The following is a 20,579-nucleotide window of genomic DNA, read 5'->3' as shown; positions in this document are numbered from 1 at the left end:
TTTTTAGGATGCAGTATTACTGCACTTTCAATTAGGTTATTCTTTAATGACTTTAGAATCTGCTTTATTCTTGATGATGAAAAATATTAGTTGAGCTACCAGTAGTATGACCATAGCTACAATTTGCATATGTACTACGGTCTCTAGATTGTCATGATATAGCATAATCAAAGCAACTTGAGAAAAGCCTAACAAGCCGGATAATATTACGGGCGAATATTGATTTAATGATAAAAAGTAATACGCGAATATGTTTGATACCGCGAACAATGAAGTCGCCAAAGCATATTTCCAAAGTAAATGTGCAATAGATAAATACGCATCACCGAACATTAAAGTGATAATCAAATTCGGAAACAGAAAGCACACAAATACTATAAAGGTGGATAAGCCGCCAATAAAAAATACATACTTAAAAAGCACCGGAGCCGTTGGTTCACCATCTTTTTGTTTTTGAATAACCGTTGGCATTAGCAACATTACAAACATCCACGCCACAAAGTACACTACCCTACCGATCAACGCTAATGATGAATACAAGCCAGCTTGTTTATCATCAAAATAATGCTTGACCAAAAGAATGTCACTATTGTTAATTATAATCTGGGTAAGTTCATATCCCGCAGTAAGTCCTATAAAAATCCAAACTTGTTTTAATTCCGCCGCAGCTAATTTATCCTTTGAGAATACCTGTACACCTTTAAAATCTGAAGGAAATAATCCAAAAACAAAAGAAAGGGCAATACCAGTAGCAATCAATATACCTGGTTCAAAAGGCACCAAGAGCAAAAGTGCAAAAGTAAGTAGCAACCTGCTCCACATTTCTGTTTGGTACGTGCCCGCCAATTTTCCAAAATCATGGCCTCCTTGAAATCTTCCCCTATTAACGCTCATAACAAAGTACAAGGGTATGGCTACCGCAAAAATCATAAACATGTAATGATTTTGGGTATTAAACAGTTCTTGAAGGTTCTTTGAAAAAATAAGCACCAGAATACCGGTAAATACACCGAATACCAATGCATATCTATACATGGTATTTTTAAAAGCGATCCAAGTATAATTTGTAAATAGCACGGCAAATTTTGTCGTTGCCAATTGAAATGTCATACCTACAAATGAAAGTACCAAGAGTAAAGTGACCAATAATGCAGCATCTGCAAAAGCTTCAGGACCTAACAATCTACCTAAAAGTAGGTTGTATAAGTAATTGCCGCCATTTACAAGCAAAGCACTAGCCATAAACAATTGTTTAGACGAGATTCGCTTCAAAGCTAATTTTATTGTTGACATCTACTTGGTGTAATTTTCTAGGGTTATTGAGTATAATTATCTGTATACAACCGCAATCTTTGCAAGTTGACCAACAATTTTCACTGAATCTTTCATTGAAAGTTTAGAACCATCTGCATGAATCCATCTTTTTAGTGGTTGTTCACAAATGAGTTTAATAGCTTCTTTTTTACCAAAGTACTTTCTCATACGTATAAACATCTCAACATCAAATAACCACTTGGTAATAAAAGGCTTGGAAAACATAAGTGGCACCACGGAACGGTCCATTACTTTAGCTCCACATTGTGTATCGTTAAATGGCATTCTTAAAATGGTACGTATGATCAGGTTAATGGTCATACTAATAATTTTACGTGCAGATTCTTTAGTAATATCTGCTCCCATTCTGCTCATTCTTGAGCCACTGACAATTTTAAAATCAGACTTGTCAAGTGTTTCTACTAAATCATCAAAATCTCTAAAATCTGTAGAAAGATCGGCATCTAAAAAGCCAATATAATCTAATTGAGGATCTTTGGCCATATGTAACATTCCTAAGCGTACTGCTTCGGCCTTACCGCCATTTTTCTCACAATCATATATACTTATATTGCTTTCATTACCTTTTTTTAGTTCTCCTAAAACTTCGAGCGTATTATCTGTACTACCATCGTTTACAAAACAAAGATGATAACCAAGGTTACTGTGTGCAAAATCTCTAAATTCTTTACCTAAAAGTCGTTCTTCTTCATTATAACAAGGGATTACTACGCCAACACAATTTTTCTGTAACATTCTTCCGTCGCCAGAAACATTTGCATTCAATTCTATTACGGGGGCACCAATCAGTCTTTTAATACGAGCCGCCATTTCAGATAAACTTACCGGCTTTTTCATATAATCATCAATGCCTAAAGTAAAGCCATCCATAATTATATTTTCTTCGGTATTGCCGGACATCACTAAAACCGGGGTCGATTTTCTGTCGCCACCTTTAATATGCTTTACTACTTCTAAACCAGAAATACCGGGCATATTTATATCAACGAGAACCAAATCTGGCTTAAAAGAATCATAAATTTCGATGCCTTTTTTACCTGTATCAGCAGTTTTGACCTCATATCCAAGTTCGGTAAGGCGCTTTTCAACAGATAATAAAATAAGCTGTTGGTCATCTATGGTTAGTATTTTCATAGCAATTTTTAGGTAAGATTTTACTTACATATAACGTGTATTTTATTGAAAATTGTAAAATACAAGTAGAAAAATTACATCCCTCTTGGATAATTAAAGCCCAAAAACTAACGTAAACACATATAAACCAGCTATTTAAAATAATAAAAACATTTATTTTTTCACATGTAACATCTTTAAATAATATCCCTGTTTCATCATTTTATACTCTGATATTGTAAAAAATAAAAAGGGAGTAGCTAACCACACTACCCCCTTTTTCACTAAACCTAACCAAATAGTTTATGCCATTAATTCTTTTTCCACTAAAGGAACATCTAACGTAAATCCTTTAGACTTTGCTACTTGTAACACTTTAAAATATTCTACATACATTTTTGTAATTTCTGACATGGGCAATGAGCAAGCAGCTCTGTAATTTGCCATAGCCAAATACTTTCTATAAGAATCGTGCTCCAATATTTGCTCTATAGCGTCTGCCAGTGAAGCAACATTTTCAGGCTCAAAAAATTCGCCTTTAAATCCTTCTTCTTTTACCAAAATACTAAGATCGCCCAAATCTGGTAATACAACTGCCTTACCATAACTACCTGCCTGGTGTAACACACCAGAACTACCTGTAGTTGAAGTATAGGGAAAAACTACAACTGCGCTTTCGCTAAAAATTACAGGTACATCTTCTTCTGCCACGTAACCCGTAAAGTGCATTTGCTCTACGTGTATATATTTCTTTTTAATACCATCTAAATATCCTGGCGTATTAGGGCTATCTGTACCGGCAATTACGATTTCTATATTTTGATCGGTACGTTGTCTGATCAACTCTACCGCTTCTATCAAGACCTCTACTTTTTTATAAGTACCAAACTTGCCAAATGCCATTACTTTTTTTGGACCTTCAGGTAAATCATAAGTGGGTTCTGGTGGAGTTTCAAATGAGCCATGGGGAATTAGAGCGACATTTCTAGACTCATATTTTTTCTCCAATATAGTTTGATATTTACTTATGGTTACGGCCACTACATCTGAGGCCAACACAAATTTTGTTAATACGTTACCAATTACATTATATGCCTTCTTAAGAAAGTAATTGGAAGTGATACCCGCATTTTCTAAATCTACTTGTTCCATTATATTGTGCAGTAATGATATAGTAGGTATACCCTTCATTTTACACATAAGTGGTAACATTAAACCAAGTGCGGCAGGTATTTTTTTGTCACCAAACTTTAAAAACTGCAAATTAAAAAGTACAGCATCTGGCTTAGTTGCCGAGATAGCTTTGTTTATTTTAAAAAGATTACTGTAGTCATTAAATCTCCAACATTCTTTTACGGTAATCTTACATCCATCTTCAGTAAAAGCAAGATCTTTTTCACCTTCGGTCTTATCGGTTACTAAAATGATTTCTGTTACTTCTTTTTGAAGTCTAAAATGTTTTACCAAGTGATATCCGTATTCCGTTAACGTTACTTTACTAGGAGGATATGCAGTTACTATAGCTAATTTCATGTGGTTAAGTATTTAATTCTATTTGGTTATTCTTGATACAAATATCTAACTAAGACAATGCTTTTTTAGATGGTTTTAGGTGGATGAAGCCTTACTATAGACGAATGGGAGCAATAGTTAGACAAGCCTTTTTCAAAATCAGCATTTATCAGTTTTTCAAAGGTTTACAATAAAAAACACCCTATCACTAAAAATAACATATAATAAAAAAGCCCGAAGATGGGGGGAACTCTTCGGGCCAGACTTACTTAATATTTAAGTATTAAGCTGTCTTGTTCAATATAGTATTATGAGTAAAATAAAGTAGTTGAGCAATCAATAAAGCTACCATGGCAATTATATGTACCTGTACAACTATGTATAAAGAGCTATGAAAGAATGTAATCATCACAATTTGAGAAATTCCCAACACCCCAGATAAGATCACAGGTACATATTGATCAAGAGACAGAAAGTAATAAGCAAATATATTTGAGATAGCAAAAAGCGAAGTAGCTAGTGCGTATTGCCATAATAAAGGCGCCATAGAAACATAAGCCTCACCAAACATTACATTGATAATAAACTCTGGAAAAATAGCACAACAGCATGTTATGGTAATAGCCAAGCCACCAATATAACTTACATACTTAATTAATATAGGTGCAGTAGGTTCACCATCTTTTTGCTTTTGTACTACAGCGGGCAAAAGCAGCATTACAAACATCCAAGCAACAAAGTAAACTACCCGTCCAATCATGGCCAAAGAAGAATAAAGCCCGGCATTTACGGTATCAAAATAATGCTTTACCAAAAGAATATCGCTATTGTTGATTATAATCTGTGTAAGTTCATAACCAGCAGTCAACAGAATAAAGCTTATTACTTTCTGCCTATTCTCTTTAGACAAGGCAACATTTTGCGTGATACTTTTAAAGTTGAAATTTGTAGGAATTAAACCGAATACAAATGAAAGCCCAATGCCTAACGCTACTAGAAAAGCAGGTTTGAAAGGCACAAACCATAACAAACCTAGTGTAATCAATAATCTGCTCCACATCTCGGTCTGATACGTAATAGATAATTTTTGATAATCTTGTTTACCTTGATACCTTCCCCTATTAACGGACATAAAAAAATAAATAGGTACCGAGACAGCAAAAGTTTTAAAAATTAAATCAGATTCTGTTTGAAATATTTTTTGCAAATCTTCTGCAAAAGCAAAAAGTAGTATACCTATTAGCATACCAAAAACCAACGCATGTTTATACAGCAGTTGTTTAAGCGCTACCCAATCGTCATTAGAAAATAAGATGGCAAATTTTGCAGTTGCAAGTTGAAAAGTCATCCCTAAGAAAGATAAAACCAATAGTAACGTGATCAATAATGCAGCTTCACTGTAAGCTGCGGGACCAAGCAATCTACCTAGTATAAGGTTATATAAATAATTACCTCCGTTTACGACCAGTACGCTCACCATAAATATTTTTTCTGGAGAAACTTTGTTCATTACTAGTTTAATTGCTGTCATGGTTACGTTTTTTAAAGTCCAAACATTGACTTGGTTAGGCCTCAAATATCACAAAGGCTACCATCTTAAATTAAGTGCTTTAGGTAGATGACCATTTGCTGTAGATGAATGGCAATTATCCTACTTCCGTAACCATAGATGCAGAATTATCTTTACAATATTGATAAAGACAAATAAATCGCAATAATTACCGTTAGGTATTTGTAGTATAAATCTCACATTAATGATTCGTAAAGTAGTTTTCCTTATTCTATTGACCTCTTCGCTATTAAGAGCACAATCTGATATGACAAAAGGTTTTGGTTTATTAGAGAAAGGTGACTTTCAAGAAGCCGAACTTTTTTTTGGTGAATACCTTAAAACCGACCCTAATAACAAAACAGCTTTACTGTGTTATGGACGAGCAGTTGGTCTTAGCGGAGAACCACAAAAGGCAACAGGTCTTTTCTCTGACCTATTAGAAGATTACCCTGGTGATTTTGAAATATTGATCAATTACAATGAATCATTTTTATGGGCTAAAGAATATGAACAAGCCAAGCCGTTATATGCAGATTTAGTTGAAAAATTCCCTACTAAATTTGGTGCCGTACTAGGATATGCAAATACGCTGAGTAATTTAAAAGAATATAAATCTGCTTTAAGTTGGGTTGAAAAAGCCATAGAATTACAGCCTGAAAACGAAAGTGCTAAAGTCTCAAGAAAATTTATGAGGTTAGGTTATGCCAATGCCTTTGTTAATAACCAACAATATGGTAAAGGTGAGCAAACACTTAAAAAAATATTTGAAGATTTTCCTGAAGATAAAGATGTATTGATCAATCTTGCCAATCTTTATTTAATTACCAAGCAAGCGGACAAAGCAAAGAATATGTATGTTAGGTATGCCACTACCCCAAAAGATTCTATTACCGCGTTAAATGGTATTGCATTGGCAGAACATTTAGATGAAAATGATAAAGAGGCTCTAGTTATTGCTAAAGGCGCAACAGTAAAAGTAGATAAACTTGATGACGTAGCTCTAACTGAAAACACCTACGATCGTTATGTACAAGCGCTCATCTGGAATAAAAAATTTATACCTGCCCGTAAAAAAATAGATAGTTTAGAAAACCATTTTCCCAATAGAAATTGGATACACGCCTTAAAAGCAACATTAGGTCTATACACGGGAGATTCAAAAGCAAGTGTTGAAAGCTATGATAGAATCTTGGTCAATGATAGTGCTTCTTTTGATGGTAATTTAGGAAAAGCAAACGCCTTATTTGCATCTGATAAAATTGTACCGGCGTATTTCATGGCCAACCAAACTTTAAAATTTTATGAGAATCAAAAAGATGCCAAGGGTTTTATTGAAAAGTTGAACTTAATGCACACCCCTACCATAGAAGAGCATGCCGCTTATACTTTTGATAACGGTAACAATACAGCTTTTTTTACCAATACTACGGTAGATGTACCTTTCTCTACAAAATTTAGAACTACGGTTTCTTATTTCTTTAGGTCTACTGAAAATAAGGTAACAGATAATGAAGCCACTTCACATGTAGCTTTAGTGGGTTTACAGTACAAACTATTCCCAAAGACTATTTTAAAAACGGTATTGGGTTTGAACAACTCAAGATTTTTAGATGAAGCATACACACAGCCTGTTCTTGATATAAAATTAGACCTACAACCTTTTAAGCTTCAAAACTTAACTTTAGGTTATCAACGAGAAGTGCAAAGTTTTAATGCTGAATTAATTGAGCGCGAAATTGTACAAAACCATTATGGTTTAAATTATAATTTAGGCACTAATGTCAATTTTGGCTGGTATACCCAATTAATGCATACACAACAGAGTGATGATAATGTCAGAAACTTATTATTTACATCGCTTTACTATAATGTGCTTAAAAAACCTGCTTTAAAAATGGGTGTTAATTATCAGTATATAACATTTAAAGACCAAGTACCAACCATATATTTTAGTCCAGAGAAATACCAAGCTGTTGAACTCTTTGCCGATGTTCGTGGTAAAATATCTGAAAAAACAACTTATATGGCAAGTGCAGCTACCGGTATTCAAAAAGTTGAAGATGACCCTAACACCAATATCTTTAGAGCTGAAGCTTCTGTACAACATCAATTTTCTAAGCGTTTTAGTCTAAACTTTTATGGTAAGTATAGTAATATTGCTTCTGCAACAGCTGCAGGTTTTGAATTTACCGAAATAGGATTAAAAGCAAAATGGCTCTTTCTAAAGAAGCCGCTTTTCTACAAAAAATTAAAGCTAGATTAATTTTCCAAAAACATAGTTGATTAAAACCAAATAAGAAATTAAACAGCTATTGATGAGTTCTCTGTAACAGTACCAAAAGGCAGTTATAAAGCACATCATAAATTCCTACAAAATTATTCACTTTTTTTCTTGAAAAAAGTGAAAAGTATAGAAATAAGCTCGTAAAACCGATATAATTGTAGGAATTTACCTATTTTTGTACAGGTGTTTAGAACACACACAAAACAAAATCACTATTGAAAATGAAACTCTAATCGAGGCAGTATGTGGAAGAGAGTTTTAAAAATGTTTATTGGCCTTTATCTGACAGTTTTAGCGCTTTCTCTTTTTTTATTTTACACCCAAAAAGTAAAATTAATTGAATCTATTAAGGAGCGTCAGATTCTTGCAACCACGATGAAAAAGGCTGCCTTTGAAGATGAATGCCATTCTTTTTTACGTAACACCCATTATTGGGCCAGTTTAAAGTTCCCAAAGAATTTTGATCCTTTAACAGAGCATTCCTCATACTTAAAGTCTTATCTAGAACTTATTGAGGATATTACTTTTTATGATCAATTTCGCTTTATAGATTTAGAAGGAAAAGAATTTTTTAGAACGGAACGGGTTGCAAACGATTCTATTGTAATTAGCGCTCTACAAAATAAAAATTATCATCCTTATGTAAAAGCAGGATTACAGTTAAAAAGAGATCAAATATATCTTTCTCAAATAAGCTTAAATAAAGAAAATGGAGAAATAGAAAAACCGCATAAACCAGTAATTAGAACTGTGGCTCCAATTTTTGATAATGAGGAAAATCAAATAGGTTTAGTGGTCATCAATTTTAAAATGAAAAAAATTCTAGACCAAATAAAATCAAAAGTTGAGGAAAAGAATGTTTATTTACTAGATGAGGATTTAAGAGTTATAAGTTCAAGTACCAAAACAGAAGATTTGCCCTATGAAACTGCAAATAAGAATAGTTCTTTAGACAATATTCTAAATACCAGAGCAATAACACATAATAGAGACAGCTCTTTTGTGGCAAATGACCATATTTGGTCACAGCAATCAATCAATTTAAATGGTGCAACATTTACCTTTGGTTCCATATCTAACCTACCATCAGAAATAGTTACCGCCTCTAATTGGCTTATAGCTTTGGAAATTCCTCCAAAAGTAGTTAAAGCCGAATTACAGCCTTTATTTGAAAGCTTGTTAACCTTTAATATTATTTCAATTTTTGGTCTACTGACCCTCTGCTATATTTTTCAAAAAAAGAAAATTGAAAAAGAACAATTCTATACAGAGTTAGAAAACAAAAATATACTATTGACAAGAAGTAAAAATCTACTAGAGGAGAATAATAGTATGATGAATGAAATGAACAATAGTTTAGGAATAAGAAATAAACAATTGAGTGATTTCAACTACTTAATTTCTCACAATTTGCGTTCGCCGGTTACAAGTATGTCCGTAATTGTTGAAATGATTCAGAAAGAGAAAAATCCTGATATTTTAAATCAACTATTACCAAAGTTAGGTCTAGTAGCAAATAGTATTACCAATCTTACAAAAGACATTAATGAGTATGTAGCTATTCTAGATAATAAAGAGATTAAAATTGTAGATATCAACTTAGCACAGCTTATTGAAGAAGTAAAAAGTGAGTTTACAGAAACACTGTTAAATAATAGTGATTTTGAAGTTCTATTAGACTTAAAGGCTTGGGACCATATTTCATATTCAAAATTCTATTTACAGAGCATACTGCAAAACTTTATATCTAACGCCATAAAATACAAAAGAGATGATGTAGCTTCTTACATACAGTTTGAAACTGCCTTAGAAAACAAAAAGAAGGTACTTTATGTTAGAGATAATGGAATAGGATTAAATCTTGATAAACATGGAGAAAACATATTTAAATTATATAAAAGATTCCACAGAAATATATCAGGAAAAGGAATGGGACTTTTTTTAATTAAATCGCAATTAGAAGCTCTTAATGCCACAATAACAATAGAAAGTAAAGTAGGACAAGGAACAACGTTTAAAATAAAATTTTAAAAAATGAATACAAAGCCAAACATATTGCTCATTGATGATGATGAACTTTATCTTTATTTAATGCAAAAGACTATTAATCAATTGTCAAATGAATTAGTTGTAAGCACTTTTACAGATGGTGAACAAGCTGTTGAGTATATCTCTCAATGTACAGATGAACAAATAGAACTACCAGAAGTAATATTTCTAGACATCAATATGCCATTCTTAGATGGGTGGGGATTTTTAAACGAATTTAAAAAACTGAAACCAAAAATCATGAACAGTATTAATATCTACATGGTCAGTTCATCTATGCGAGATAGTGATATAAAAAGAGCTTCTCATTTTGAAGAACTTACCGGTTATGTGGTAAAACCCGTAAACAAGGTTCAATTAACCGAAATATTTAAAAAAATCTACCACGAGAATTGGTAGCCTAATTTAATTTTAACCTAAAGTAAGTTTAATCTCCTCATTAATTCTGGACGGTTAGATCTACTAATAGGCACCACATTCTTGGCTATAAGAACACTGTTATCTTCAATATCAATGATTTTAGTAAAGTTGATAATGTAAGAACGGTGTATTTGTAGAAATAATTTTTCTGGTAATTTTTCTTTTATCTTTTTTAAGGTTGTGTGTACCCTATGATCTTCTTTTTCGGTTTTGATATCAATATAATCGCCTTTGGCTTCGATAACTAAAATTTCATTTAATTTCAATTTAATTAATCGTCTATCAATATTGATATATAAATCTTCTCCTTCAGATGTTTTTTGTTGACCTGCAGCTTGTACTTGAGGTTTTTTTACTGAACTACTTTTAATTTTATCTATACATTTTTCAAAACGTTCTAATGTAATAGGCTTTACCAAATAATCAACGATACACTCATACTCGTAAGCTGCAATAGCAAAGTCTGTATCTGAAGTCGTCATAACCACTTTAGGTGGATCTTTTAAAGTCTGTATAAAATCAACACCACTAAACCCTGGCATATGAATATCTAAAAAAATAACGTCTATAGTCTGTTGATTTAAAAATTTAATAGCTGAAATAGCATTATCAAATTCTTCGATGACATCTAGTTCAGGTATTTTAGAGCATAGTTGCTTTACAACTGCTCTAGCAGTAGCCTCATCATCTATTATAATACAGTTCATTTAGATTGTTTTAATGTATTCTTCAATAGTATCCAATACTTCAACGAATTTAGATTGACTATCGTGCTTTCCGTCCAATAATTCCATTTCATAAGCTACCGCTAGCTTATAAGAATTCTCCATCCCTAAAATATTGAATTTATGTTTTAGTTTATGAACCATCTCGGCAGCCTCTTTGGTTCTTGTATTATTAACATGACCAAAATACTCTTCTTTCTCTAAAGGAAATTCATTCTTTATAATATCTATAAATTGACCTCTAAACTCAACATCATCTCCCGCAAGCTCATCTACATAATTAAGGTTTGGTTGCTCTATCATAAATTCTTCTTTAAAGTTATAAAAAATGTAGTGCCTACATTCTCTTCAGAATCTAACCAAACAGAACCTTCATAAAGTACCGTAATTTTCTTTACAATCGCAAGCCCTATACCTGTGGCATTATTGGTTGTTTCTAGTTTTTTGAACATTTGAAATATACCTTGCTGGTGTTTTGCAGGTATCCCTTTTCCATTATCGGAAACACTAAATTTCCAATATTCATCATCTGGTTCATACCCAATTTTAATAACTCCGTTTTCTATATGCTCAGTAGCGGTTATAGCATTTAAAAACAAGTTCATGAACAATTGTTCTAACCTTGCCCTTTCAAATGCCATTTCCGGCAAATTTTCCGCATATTCAAAAGTTACGTTTTCCGGAACAAAAATGGTTTTTTCTATATCTCTTAAACTTTCCTCTAATTGAAATGTAACACGTTGCTCTTTGGTTTCACCCATAGTGGCATGGCTTAAAATACCGGTAACAAGTTTATCCATTTTAGCAAGATTCTCAGAAACCAATTTGCAGTTCTCTTTACTGCTATCTGAAAAATTCTTTTTTTCATCCTCAGATATCCAATCCATTAATGCGCTAATATTTCTTATCGGCGACCTTAAATCATGCGACACCATTTGCGCATAATTGTTTAGTGACTGGTTCTGGATTTCTAAACTTCGTAGTAACTTATCTTTTTCTACAGACATTTCAGATACCTGTGATGCCAAGTTACTAATATTGATCGCTAGCTGCTCTGCATTAAATTCATCTTCAATATTCTGACCAAATAATTGATCTTCATTAAGATTATCTGTTAAACTACGAATGGCATCTTCTAATGAAACCAGAATCTTTTTCTGCTGTTTAGCTTCGTTCTGTAGTTTCTTATTTGCTTCAAACAGTTCATCTGAACTTATTGTGGAAGCTCTATGCAGCATAGAAAATTTATCATCATAATTTTCATATGATTTTTCTATTGCCTCTAAAAAGTGTTCCATTTCTGGATGCGATTCTAAATCGGCAGGTAAATATTTTCTTATTTGTCTTTTTAAAAGGGAATGCATTATTCGCTAAATAAAGTTAGTGTCATAGTCTGGTTATGTAACTTACAACTATCTTGACCACTGAACGGAGCCATTTCACCGTAAGAATAAAACCCGCTTATAACCGTATTATTGCCAATTACAGCCTTTACCTCTTCTATTTCTTCTTCGGTACGTTGGTCCATTACCAGTTTTCTACCAATACAGCTAATCAACAATGCTAATTCTGGATCCTTCTTTCTACCGTTCATAGCTAGCTCTGCTGCATGAAAAGCACCATTTGCTATATCATCTACAGATGACATCATTAATTGCACCCTAGACCCCTCAGGCACATCACCTGCAAGAATCATAGTGTTATCCTTTTCATCTATATTTAAAATAGTACGTACCAGAGGTTCTGCATCTTCAGTGGCTTTTACACTTAAAGGATAAAGCAATGCTGATTTAGGCAATTCTTTAGCTTTTTCACCTAAATACGTTTTGTAAAGATCCAATGCTGGTTTACCATCTAGTTCATGAAGAATATTTCCGTTAGATTTTGTAATAATTCTTTCTGGTCCAAAATTGGTCCACCCGCCATAATTAGAGCTTGTAATTTCTAAGGTATCCCCATAAAAACCAATAGCTATAATTTCGCCTTCTTTAGGGTTTTCGTTGTATGATGCCAAGGTTCGTTCAAAACGATCATCATCTCCACAGAGACCGCCAGATAAACCATAGGTCGTATTTTTTATTTGTTCAAGACCTTCTATTAGGGCGCTACCGTTTACAGTACTGCCTTCAGATATGACGAACAAATGTTTAAGATTCTCTTTTGGAAATTCTGCTATTAGACTCTCGCCCAACTTTTCATCATCATTATTAAAGTCATCTACATTGCTTCTTTTAACTAATACCGAACTTTTTTCAAACTCTATAGCCGTTAAAACAACGGTACCGTCCAAAACTTTATCATCTATAATTTCACCAGACGTTGTACCAAATACAATATGACCATTAGGAAACAAAGCCCTAACCTCATCATAAATTTGATCACTCTCTAGCATATATCTATTACCAAAAACTAATACCAAAGGTTCATTTAATTGAACAGAATTTTGCAGAACAAAAGACTCATTTGGTTTTTTAATTGCTTGTACGGTTTTCATCTATTGTTGTATTAGTTATGGTCTTTTTTTATTGTAAAATGAAATTGGGTTCCTTCACCAACTACACTATCGATCCATACCCTACCTTGGTAGCGATCTATAATTTTCTTGACTATTGATAGCCCTATACCTGTAGATCTTTCGTTATTTCCTATAGATTGAAATATTTCAAAAATCTTTTTATGATATTCTTCTGGTATACCTACCCCATTGTCGCTAATTGTAAATTGCCAAAATTCACCATCGTCTTTATATAATACCTCTACAAGACCAGCCTTTCTTTCAATATGAACTACGGCGTTACCAATAATATTTTGAAAAACTTGATGTACTTTTATTCTGTCTGCCATAATAGTAGGTAGTGTTCTAGGAACCACCAATTTTACATGTTCAGGAATAAAAATTGTCTCTCCAATATCTGAAATAACACCGTTTAAATCTACTTTAGAATCATCTAAGGCAGAACTGTTGGCCGTAGAATATTCTAGAATACCATGAATTAACTTATCCATTGAAGCAACTTTCTCTTGCATAAGCTCAAGATTCTGTTTACCACCTTCATCTAAAACATCTTTATAATCATCGCTTAACCAAGTTGCCAAAGCACTTATACTTCTTAATGGCGATTTTAGATCATGCGAAACAATATGAGCATATTCTTGTAGCCCTTGGTTACTGTTTTCAAGATCTTTAACCAATTGTTCTTTTTGCAGTTCTAATTTTTTCTGTTCGGTAATATCTAATGTTATACCAATAGAGCCTATTACCTCATGGTCATTGTTGAAAAGAGGTGCTACACTTACTAACCAATGCCTTGTTTCTCCTGTTTTAGTAACAACATGAACGTCATATGAGTCTGATTTACCATTTGCACGGGTTTTAATGTGGTCAGAAACCTTATCTCTATCTTCAAGACTTACAAAATGTTTAGCGTTTGTGCCAAGCAATTCACTTTCTTCATAACCGATCATATCACAGAAACTCTGATTGACCATTTGAATTATACCATCTCTGTCAGATTCTAACAACCCAAGATTCATATTGGCTATTATACCACTATACTTTTCTCTTTCAGTCTTTAAACGCTCTTCAGCTTCTAACTGTTTGGTAATATCTTCAACCATCATTACCATGTAGCTGATTTCTTTGTAAATATTACGTACTGCACTTACTGACAGCTTTACTTGTAACGTTTCGCCGTTATTTTTTAGAAACTTTTGGTGAATGGTATATTTATCAATTTCACCTTTATTGAGTTTATGCTGTAATTTATCGGCTTCGTTTAAGCTTTCGGCATCAGTGAAATCTTTAACCTTCATTTTCATAAACTCATCATAGGAATATCCTAACAAAGAGGTCATGGAATAATTGACCTTGATAATTTTATTGACATCAACTAGAATAATACCTAAGGGAGAACTGTTAACTATAATATCTAATTGGCGCTTTTGTTCTGACAATAACTCTCTAACTTCCATTTCTTGAGTTATATCCCTAACAATTCCCTGTGCGGCAATTGGTTGTTTTTCTTTATTAAAAATTAAACTGGCGTTTATTTCAACCCATTTTTCTTCGCCACCTTTTATAAATATTTTAGCCCTATAATTTTTTAATAAACCAACCTCTTTTAAACTACTAAAAGATTCTATGGTATACTCCATAAAATCTTTGTGTACCAATTTCCAAAGGTTGATTTCTTCTTTATTGTTATCAAACCCTAAGAAGTTTTTTGCAGATTGGTTCATACTTACCACGTTAAATGATAAGTCCATAACTACGTAAGGATCTATAATATTAATAAAAACACCATCTAGCTCAGAGGTTTTTTCACTTAATAAATTTTCAAGTTTATTATTAGATTCCCGCAGATGACGTGCCTCTTCATAAAGCTCATTAGATTTTTCCTCTAATATTCTTTCGGCTTGTTGGCGAGCCATTTTTTGCCTTTCTAGGGCTTTTTTAAGAAGAGTAACTTCTTTACTATCCATGCTGTACAACGTCAAATTTAACCTCTGTACCATCTTCTTTAAGAAGTTCGTAAGTTATATCGGCTTTTCCATTAAAATGCTCAAAAGCTTTTTCTATAAGACCATGAGCTAATCTGTATAATCCTCTAGTAGAAGAATATATCATTGATATAGAATTATCTGTTTTTTCAAGAATCTTAAATGTAGGCAACTCCGCTTCTGGATAAAGTTTCTTTACATGTACATGAATATGATCTTCTATAGAATATAAAAGACCAATGGGGGATCTATAACTTTGAATAACCTCTGGGTGTGCATTTTTTAGGCTAGAAAATAAATATAGTCCAAATGCATAGATTAAATCACCGGCGGGTAAATCTACCTCTTCACTTAACTGGGTGATCAATGCCACCATTTCGTTAAATTCATAGGTGGCAACAGATGTATATATGCCTTGAGATGGCAAATCTGATTTTTCAATAATATTATCAACGGTCTCTAATCCGAATTCAGATTCGACCATTTCTAAAAACTCGGTAAATACTATTCCTTTCATTTGAATTTTTTATAACATATTCAAACGTAGGAAATTTAATACAGATAATCTGAAAAATGTTGTGAAATGAGCTTTTTTGTTAGCCTTTTACTAGTTGGTTAACGGTCCAGTACTCTAAAACAGCATTTAATTTGTATTCGTAATCTTCATATTTTAATGGTTTGATTACATAACCGGCAATACCAACTTCATAACATTTTAATAAATCTGCTCTATTTTCAGATGTGGTTAAAATAACTGTTGGCAAATATCTTAAGCGATCATCTTCTTTTAAAATAGTAAGAAATTCTATACCGTTCATTCTAGGCATATTCAAATCTAACAGAATAATATCTGGTAATTTTTCACCTGACCTTAGATGGGTTAATGCAGATTCCCCATTTTTAGCTTCTATTATGTTATGCTTCAAATTCAGTTTAGAAACTGTACGTTTCAACTTCATTACTTCTATTAAATCGTCTTCTATAAGTAGGATGTCCATTGTGGTTTATTTTGATGCTACAAAGATGAGGGATAAGTTACAAATTTTTTGACCAGTGTAGACGGGTGGCAATTTAGTGTCGGTGAATGGTAATTATGTGGCGTTTAGGGTTTAACAACGCACTTAAAAACTACGTTCAGGACCAAAGGCTTCTAACCCCATAGATGTCTTATTATCAGACAATAACTCGGTAATCAGTTTACCTGTAGCAGGCCCTAAACTCCACCCCATCATTGCGTGGCCAGTACCTATGGTTAAATTCTTGATTTTCGTTGATTTACCTATGTACGGTAGCCCATCTGGTGAGACAGGTCTTAATCCTGTTTTTACATTCTTTATCTCAGTTTCGGTAATTCTTAAATCTGGATAAAAGGAATGGGCTCCATTGGCAATTGCCATTACACGCTCATTTCTAACAATACTGTTATTACCCGAAAACTCCATAGTACCGGCAAATCTTGTAAAACCGTTCATAGGCGTAACCGCCATTTTAGATTCCATTAATATAGCCGGTATTGTAATTCCGGTATCACGTTCCACATTAATACGATATCCTTTACCTCCCTGTAATGGTAATTTTAATTGCAATTTTTTGGCAAGCTCTCCGCTCCACGAACCTGCTGCCAAAACAACTTCATCTGGTTTATAACTATCCTTAGTTGTAATAACCTCGGTAATTTTATGTCCGCTAGTTTTAATATCCAGAACCTCTTCTTTCGTTTTTATTTGCACCCCTTGTTTCTTTAAATAAGCCAATAGCTTCGGCATTATTTCAGTGGGTGTTGTATGGCCATCACATTCATAATGAATAGCCCCTTCGGCATCTATATTTACGTTAGGCTCTAACTTTTGTAGCTCTGCTTTGCTTAAATCTGATACCTCTAACCCCTCAAAAGCTACTCTTTCTGCAACTTGTTTTTCATGTAAATAGGTTGCATCGGTTTTATAAAGCATTAAAAGACCTTTGCGTTCTAGCTGAAAATCGCCCAAATCTCCAGAGTTTTTTATATCCGTAAACAACTCCCTACTTATTAGGTTAATCTCTTTAATTACCGGTATTGCCTTTTCAACTTTTGCAAGAGTAGAAGACTTATGAAAATACCAAGACCACTTTAAGAAATCCACATCTAATCTGGGTTTCATGTAAAAAGGGCTAGCAGAATTGAACATCATTTTAATTCCTTTAGCGATCATGCCAGGTGATGCCAGTGGTATAATGTGACTTGGGGTTATATAGCCAGCATTAACAAAAGATGCGCCAGAAGTAATATCCCCTTTATCCACTACCGTTACGTCAAAACCTTCTTTCTCTAAATAATAAGCTGTACTTAGACCAACAATACCACCACCAATAACCAAAACACTTTTCATCTTACCAGTATTAATATTAAATTACCTGAAACCCATGCGCGTAGGGATCATCATCATCTATGGTTATGGAATTTTGACCGTATATCTTTGCCCATCCCTTTATACTGGGTATAACTGCAGTCTTGCCTGATAAAGAGGTTTCTTCTTCTATTCTGCCTATAAACTGAGAACCTATATAACTTTCATGGATAAAATCTTCGCCCACTTTTAATTTCCCTTTAGCATGCCATTGCGCCATACGGGCAGATGTACCTGTACCACATGGTGAACGGTCTATTCCCTTATCACCATAAAAAACGGCATTTCTAGCAGTAGCCGTTTCAGAAATTGTTTTCCCAGTCCACAAAATATGACTCACATTTTTGATGGTTGCATCTTCTGGATGAATAAACATATCCGGGTATTTATAATTGATTTTCTCCCGAATTTCTTGACTGAATTGAATAAGCTCATTTGCAGTATAATCTTGTATACCGCTAAAATTTTTCTGTGTATCAATGATGGCATAAAAATTTCCACCGTAGGATACATCAAAAGTCAGCTCACCTAAAGCCTTAGAATCAATTGTTAAATCTGAAGCTGCTAGATAAGCCTTTACATTAGTCAATTTTACCCAATCTACTTTTTTACCTGTTTGTTGATAAGTAATATCTACCAAGCCCGCGGGAGTTTCCATACGGACTTTACCTGGTATTTTTGGATGTATCAACCCTTCTTCAATCCCAATAGTAATGGCTCCAATTGTTCCGTGTCCGCACATAGGTAGACATCCGCTGGTCTCAATAAATAAAATACCGAAGTCATTGTTTGGGTCGTTAGGCGGATAAAAAATGCTACCACTCATCATGTCATGACCTCGTGGTTCAAACATCAATCCCTTTCTTATCCAATCATATTCTTTCAGAAAATGCTGACGTTTTTCACTCATTGTAGCACCAATTAAATCTGGACCACCCTGTTTTATAACCCTAACAGGATTGCCACAAGTATGGGCGTCAATACAAACAAAAGTGCTACTGGCCATATTAATAGGATATTATTTGTTTCAGTTTTTGGTGTACTCGCCTTCTACCAATCGGGTAATGTTAAGAGGGTTTTCATTTTGTAAAGCCTTTGGTAATAATTTATTAGGCCAGTCTTGAAAAGAAACAGGACGGACCCATCTTTTTATAGCCGATGTACCAACAGATGTAAAACGGGGGTCTGTAGTAGCGGGGAACGGACCACCATGAACCATAGAAGAATTTACCTCTACGCCAGTTGGCACACCATTGAACAATATACGCCCTACTCTACTTTTTAATGCATCTACAAGTCCTGAATTATTCTCTAAATCTTGTTCAGAACCCAAAATAGTACCGGTTAACTGACCTTCTAAACCATTTAAGATAGTTTCTAATTCACTCATATTCTCACATTCAACCACAACGGAAAAAGGTCCAAAAACCTCGGTGTGTAATTTTGTATTCGCTAAAAAATCTGCACCACTTACTTTTAAGATAGCTGGTTTTGCGGTATTAGCGTTAGTATCCTCCGTATAATCGGCAGTAATCGTCACTCCGCTTTGTGTAGACAATTCTTTTTTACCTTCATTATATTTTGCATAAATATTAGGGTGAAGCATGCAAGTAGGCTCTAATTTTAATAATTCTTTTGATAACGTATTGATGAAACCATCTAATTTATCTCCTTTAACGGCCATCACTAAACCTGGGTTGGTGCAAAACTGACCAGCGCCCAAAGTTATTGAAGATGCATATTTAGTTGCCCAAGCATCAGCATCATTTTCTAAAGCTGACGGTAACACCACTACAGGGTTTATACTCCCCATTTCTGCAAAAACAGGAATAGGTTCATCTCTTTCATTTGCCAATTTATACAATGCCGTACCACCTTTGATACTGCCCGTAAAGCCAACTGCTTTTACTTTTGGATGCTTTACCAACTGCTGACCTACTTCTATACCACTACTGTTCAAATTTGAAAACACACCATTGGGCATATTTGTTTTCTCAGCTGCCTTAGTAATAGCAGAAGATACCAGCTCGCCAGTACCTGCGTGCATTGGGTGACTTTTAACAATCACAGGGCAACCTGCTGCAAGAGCGCTAGCGGTATCGCCACCGGCTGTCGAAAAGGCTAGAGGGAAGTTACTTGCCCCAAAAACCACTACCGGACCCAAAGGAAATAGCATTTTTCTAATATCTGATTTTGGCATAGGTTCCCTATTAGGTTGTGCTTTTTCAATAACAGCCTCTACCCAAGAACCTTCTCTTAATACATTTGCAAAAGCACGTAATTGCCCCATGGTACGACCACGCTCACCTCTTGCCCTACCTTCGGGCAGACCAGATTCTTCACAATACGTATTGATCAACTCATCACCTAAAGCTTCTATCTCATTTGCAATAGCCTCTAGGAAAGCTGCTTTTTTGATACCTGAAAAATCTTTATATGTTTTAAAAGCATCTGTTGCCAATTCAACAGCTTCATCAATTTCGTTAGAAGATGCTTCATAGAATGTCCACTCCGTATCTCTATTTTCTTTTGGGTTAAACGTTTTAAAAATTGTATTTCCTTGCTTAGAAGACTTAGTGCCTATTGCATTTGTACCGCTGATCATTTTATATTTTTATGGTGTTACTCAAAAGTAAAGAAAGTACTAGAAAGAAAATTCCATTCTAACCTTACATTTTATTAAAGTTTTAAATACAACATAT

The 20,579-nt window shown here is 33.9% G+C and carries 17 protein-coding genes; 3 read left to right on the top strand and 14 right to left on the bottom strand.

The annotated features are described in order from the left end of the window. Positions 1-36 precede the first annotated feature (36 nt). From PXD56_RS06195 to PXD56_RS06180, 4 genes are all read right to left on the bottom strand, one after another. Positions 37-1,293, bottom strand: a complete 1,257-nt coding sequence (locus tag PXD56_RS06195) for an oligosaccharide flippase family protein (RefSeq protein WP_276492445.1) — start codon at positions 1,291-1,293, stop codon at positions 37-39. 36 nt (positions 1,294-1,329) lie between these two features. Continuing rightward, positions 1,330-2,469 carry a response regulator gene (locus tag PXD56_RS06190; RefSeq protein WP_276492444.1) on the bottom strand — a complete coding sequence of 380 codons (1,140 nt, stop codon included), beginning with the start codon at positions 2,467-2,469 and terminating at the stop codon, positions 1,330-1,332. Between the two features lie 282 nt (positions 2,470-2,751). Continuing rightward, complete coding sequence (locus tag PXD56_RS06185; RefSeq protein ID WP_276492443.1) at positions 2,752-3,981, bottom strand: glycosyltransferase; 1,230 nt, start codon at positions 3,979-3,981, stop codon at positions 2,752-2,754. A gap of 262 nt (positions 3,982-4,243) precedes the next feature. Continuing rightward, the gene (locus PXD56_RS06180; RefSeq protein WP_276492442.1) at positions 4,244-5,491 is read right to left on the bottom strand and encodes an oligosaccharide flippase family protein; all 1,248 of its coding nucleotides are present in this window, start codon (positions 5,489-5,491) and stop codon (positions 4,244-4,246) included. 223 nt (positions 5,492-5,714) lie between these two features. Between PXD56_RS06180 and PXD56_RS06175 the strand changes: the two genes are divergently transcribed. The 3 genes from PXD56_RS06175 to PXD56_RS06165 all read left to right on the top strand — a co-directional run bounded on the left by PXD56_RS06175 (position 5,715) and on the right by PXD56_RS06165 (position 10,244). Beyond that, entirely contained in the window at positions 5,715-7,775 is a 2,061-nt protein-coding gene (locus PXD56_RS06175; protein ID WP_276492441.1) for a tetratricopeptide repeat protein, read from the top strand. A 264-nt stretch (positions 7,776-8,039) separates the two neighbouring features. Beyond that, positions 8,040-9,827 (top strand): sensor histidine kinase, encoded by a 1,788-nt coding sequence (locus PXD56_RS06170; RefSeq protein ID WP_276492440.1) that lies wholly within the window; start codon positions 8,040-8,042, stop codon positions 9,825-9,827. Positions 9,828-9,830: 3 nt separating this feature from the next. Then, the gene (locus PXD56_RS06165) at positions 9,831-10,244 is read left to right on the top strand and encodes a response regulator (RefSeq protein ID WP_276492439.1); all 414 of its coding nucleotides are present in this window, start codon (positions 9,831-9,833) and stop codon (positions 10,242-10,244) included. Positions 10,245-10,261: 17 nt separating this feature from the next. Here PXD56_RS06165 and PXD56_RS06160 read toward each other — a convergent pair whose 3' ends face one another. The 10 genes from PXD56_RS06160 to PXD56_RS06115 all read right to left on the bottom strand — a co-directional run bounded on the left by PXD56_RS06160 (position 10,262) and on the right by PXD56_RS06115 (position 20,482). Further along, on the bottom strand, positions 10,262-10,972 hold the full coding sequence (locus tag PXD56_RS06160) for a LytR/AlgR family response regulator transcription factor (RefSeq protein WP_276492438.1): 711 nt from the start codon (positions 10,970-10,972) through the stop codon (positions 10,262-10,264). Beyond that, positions 10,973-11,293, bottom strand: coding sequence for an Hpt domain-containing protein (locus tag PXD56_RS06155; protein WP_276492437.1), 321 nt, complete (start codon positions 11,291-11,293; stop codon positions 10,973-10,975). Beyond that, on the bottom strand, positions 11,290-12,354 hold the full coding sequence (locus PXD56_RS06150; RefSeq protein ID WP_276492436.1) for a sensor histidine kinase: 1,065 nt from the start codon (positions 12,352-12,354) through the stop codon (positions 11,290-11,292). The genes PXD56_RS06155 and PXD56_RS06150 overlap by 4 nt, the downstream gene beginning before the upstream one ends. Further along, positions 12,354-13,484: an FIST signal transduction protein gene (locus PXD56_RS06145; RefSeq protein ID WP_276492435.1), complete on the bottom strand. Its 1,131-nt coding sequence runs from the start codon at positions 13,482-13,484 to the stop codon at positions 12,354-12,356. Before PXD56_RS06145 ends, PXD56_RS06150 begins: the two co-directional genes overlap by 1 nt. Before the next feature lie 11 nt (positions 13,485-13,495). Continuing rightward, positions 13,496-15,472 (bottom strand): PAS domain-containing sensor histidine kinase, encoded by a 1,977-nt coding sequence (locus tag PXD56_RS06140; protein WP_276492434.1) that lies wholly within the window; start codon positions 15,470-15,472, stop codon positions 13,496-13,498. Further along, complete coding sequence (locus PXD56_RS06135; RefSeq protein WP_276492433.1) at positions 15,465-16,007, bottom strand: heme NO-binding domain-containing protein; 543 nt, start codon at positions 16,005-16,007, stop codon at positions 15,465-15,467. Before PXD56_RS06135 ends, PXD56_RS06140 begins: the two co-directional genes overlap by 8 nt. 79 nt (positions 16,008-16,086) lie before the next feature. Next, complete coding sequence (locus PXD56_RS06130; protein ID WP_276492432.1) at positions 16,087-16,488, bottom strand: response regulator; 402 nt, start codon at positions 16,486-16,488, stop codon at positions 16,087-16,089. 123 nt (positions 16,489-16,611) lie between these two features. Next, positions 16,612-17,859: an NAD(P)/FAD-dependent oxidoreductase gene (locus PXD56_RS06125; protein ID WP_276492431.1), complete on the bottom strand. Its 1,248-nt coding sequence runs from the start codon at positions 17,857-17,859 to the stop codon at positions 16,612-16,614. Positions 17,860-17,875: 16 nt separating this feature from the next. Further along, complete coding sequence (locus PXD56_RS06120) at positions 17,876-18,883, bottom strand: 4-hydroxyproline epimerase (RefSeq protein ID WP_276492430.1); 1,008 nt, start codon at positions 18,881-18,883, stop codon at positions 17,876-17,878. A gap of 21 nt (positions 18,884-18,904) precedes the next feature. Continuing rightward, a complete protein-coding gene (locus PXD56_RS06115; RefSeq protein WP_276492429.1) occupies positions 18,905-20,482 on the bottom strand; it encodes an aldehyde dehydrogenase (NADP(+)) in 1,578 nt (525 codons plus the stop codon). Between the last annotated feature and the right edge of the window lie 97 nt (positions 20,483-20,579).

Origin of the sequence: Maribacter zhoushanensis (assembly GCF_029350975.1) — a bacterium.
Lineage (GTDB): Bacteria > Bacteroidota > Bacteroidia > Flavobacteriales > Flavobacteriaceae > Maribacter > Maribacter zhoushanensis.
The sequence above is the reverse complement of the archived record's forward strand: the minus strand, read 5'-3'. Positions and strand labels throughout refer to the sequence as shown.

What these genes read in the sequence shown, in the direction of transcription:
- PXD56_RS06125 (WP_276492431.1), bottom strand. Translation starts at nt 17,859, where the DNA reads ATGAAAAGTGTTTTGGTTATTGGTGGTGGTATTGTTGGTCTAAGTACA.
- PXD56_RS06175 (WP_276492441.1), top strand. Translation starts at nt 5,715, where the DNA reads ATGATTCGTAAAGTAGTTTTCCTTATTCTATTGACCTCTTCGCTATTA.
- PXD56_RS06145 (WP_276492435.1), bottom strand. Translation starts at nt 13,484, where the DNA reads ATGAAAACCGTACAAGCAATTAAAAAACCAAATGAGTCTTTTGTTCTG.
- PXD56_RS06170 (WP_276492440.1), top strand. Translation starts at nt 8,040, where the DNA reads ATGTGGAAGAGAGTTTTAAAAATGTTTATTGGCCTTTATCTGACAGTT.
- PXD56_RS06190 (WP_276492444.1), bottom strand. Translation starts at nt 2,469, where the DNA reads ATGAAAATACTAACCATAGATGACCAACAGCTTATTTTATTATCTGTT.
- PXD56_RS06160 (WP_276492438.1), bottom strand. Translation starts at nt 10,972, where the DNA reads ATGAACTGTATTATAATAGATGATGAGGCTACTGCTAGAGCAGTTGTA.
- PXD56_RS06165 (WP_276492439.1), top strand. Translation starts at nt 9,831, where the DNA reads ATGAATACAAAGCCAAACATATTGCTCATTGATGATGATGAACTTTAT.
- PXD56_RS06150 (WP_276492436.1), bottom strand. Translation starts at nt 12,354, where the DNA reads ATGCATTCCCTTTTAAAAAGACAAATAAGAAAATATTTACCTGCCGAT.
- PXD56_RS06185 (WP_276492443.1), bottom strand. Translation starts at nt 3,981, where the DNA reads ATGAAATTAGCTATAGTAACTGCATATCCTCCTAGTAAAGTAACGTTA.
- PXD56_RS06155 (WP_276492437.1), bottom strand. Translation starts at nt 11,293, where the DNA reads ATGATAGAGCAACCAAACCTTAATTATGTAGATGAGCTTGCGGGAGAT.
- PXD56_RS06120 (WP_276492430.1), bottom strand. Translation starts at nt 18,883, where the DNA reads ATGGCCAGTAGCACTTTTGTTTGTATTGACGCCCATACTTGTGGCAAT.
- PXD56_RS06195 (WP_276492445.1), bottom strand. Translation starts at nt 1,293, where the DNA reads ATGTCAACAATAAAATTAGCTTTGAAGCGAATCTCGTCTAAACAATTG.
- PXD56_RS06140 (WP_276492434.1), bottom strand. Translation starts at nt 15,472, where the DNA reads ATGGATAGTAAAGAAGTTACTCTTCTTAAAAAAGCCCTAGAAAGGCAA.
- PXD56_RS06115 (WP_276492429.1), bottom strand. Translation starts at nt 20,482, where the DNA reads ATGATCAGCGGTACAAATGCAATAGGCACTAAGTCTTCTAAGCAAGGA.
- PXD56_RS06135 (WP_276492433.1), bottom strand. Translation starts at nt 16,007, where the DNA reads ATGAAAGGAATAGTATTTACCGAGTTTTTAGAAATGGTCGAATCTGAA.
- PXD56_RS06180 (WP_276492442.1), bottom strand. Translation starts at nt 5,491, where the DNA reads ATGACAGCAATTAAACTAGTAATGAACAAAGTTTCTCCAGAAAAAATA.
- PXD56_RS06130 (WP_276492432.1), bottom strand. Translation starts at nt 16,488, where the DNA reads ATGGACATCCTACTTATAGAAGACGATTTAATAGAAGTAATGAAGTTG.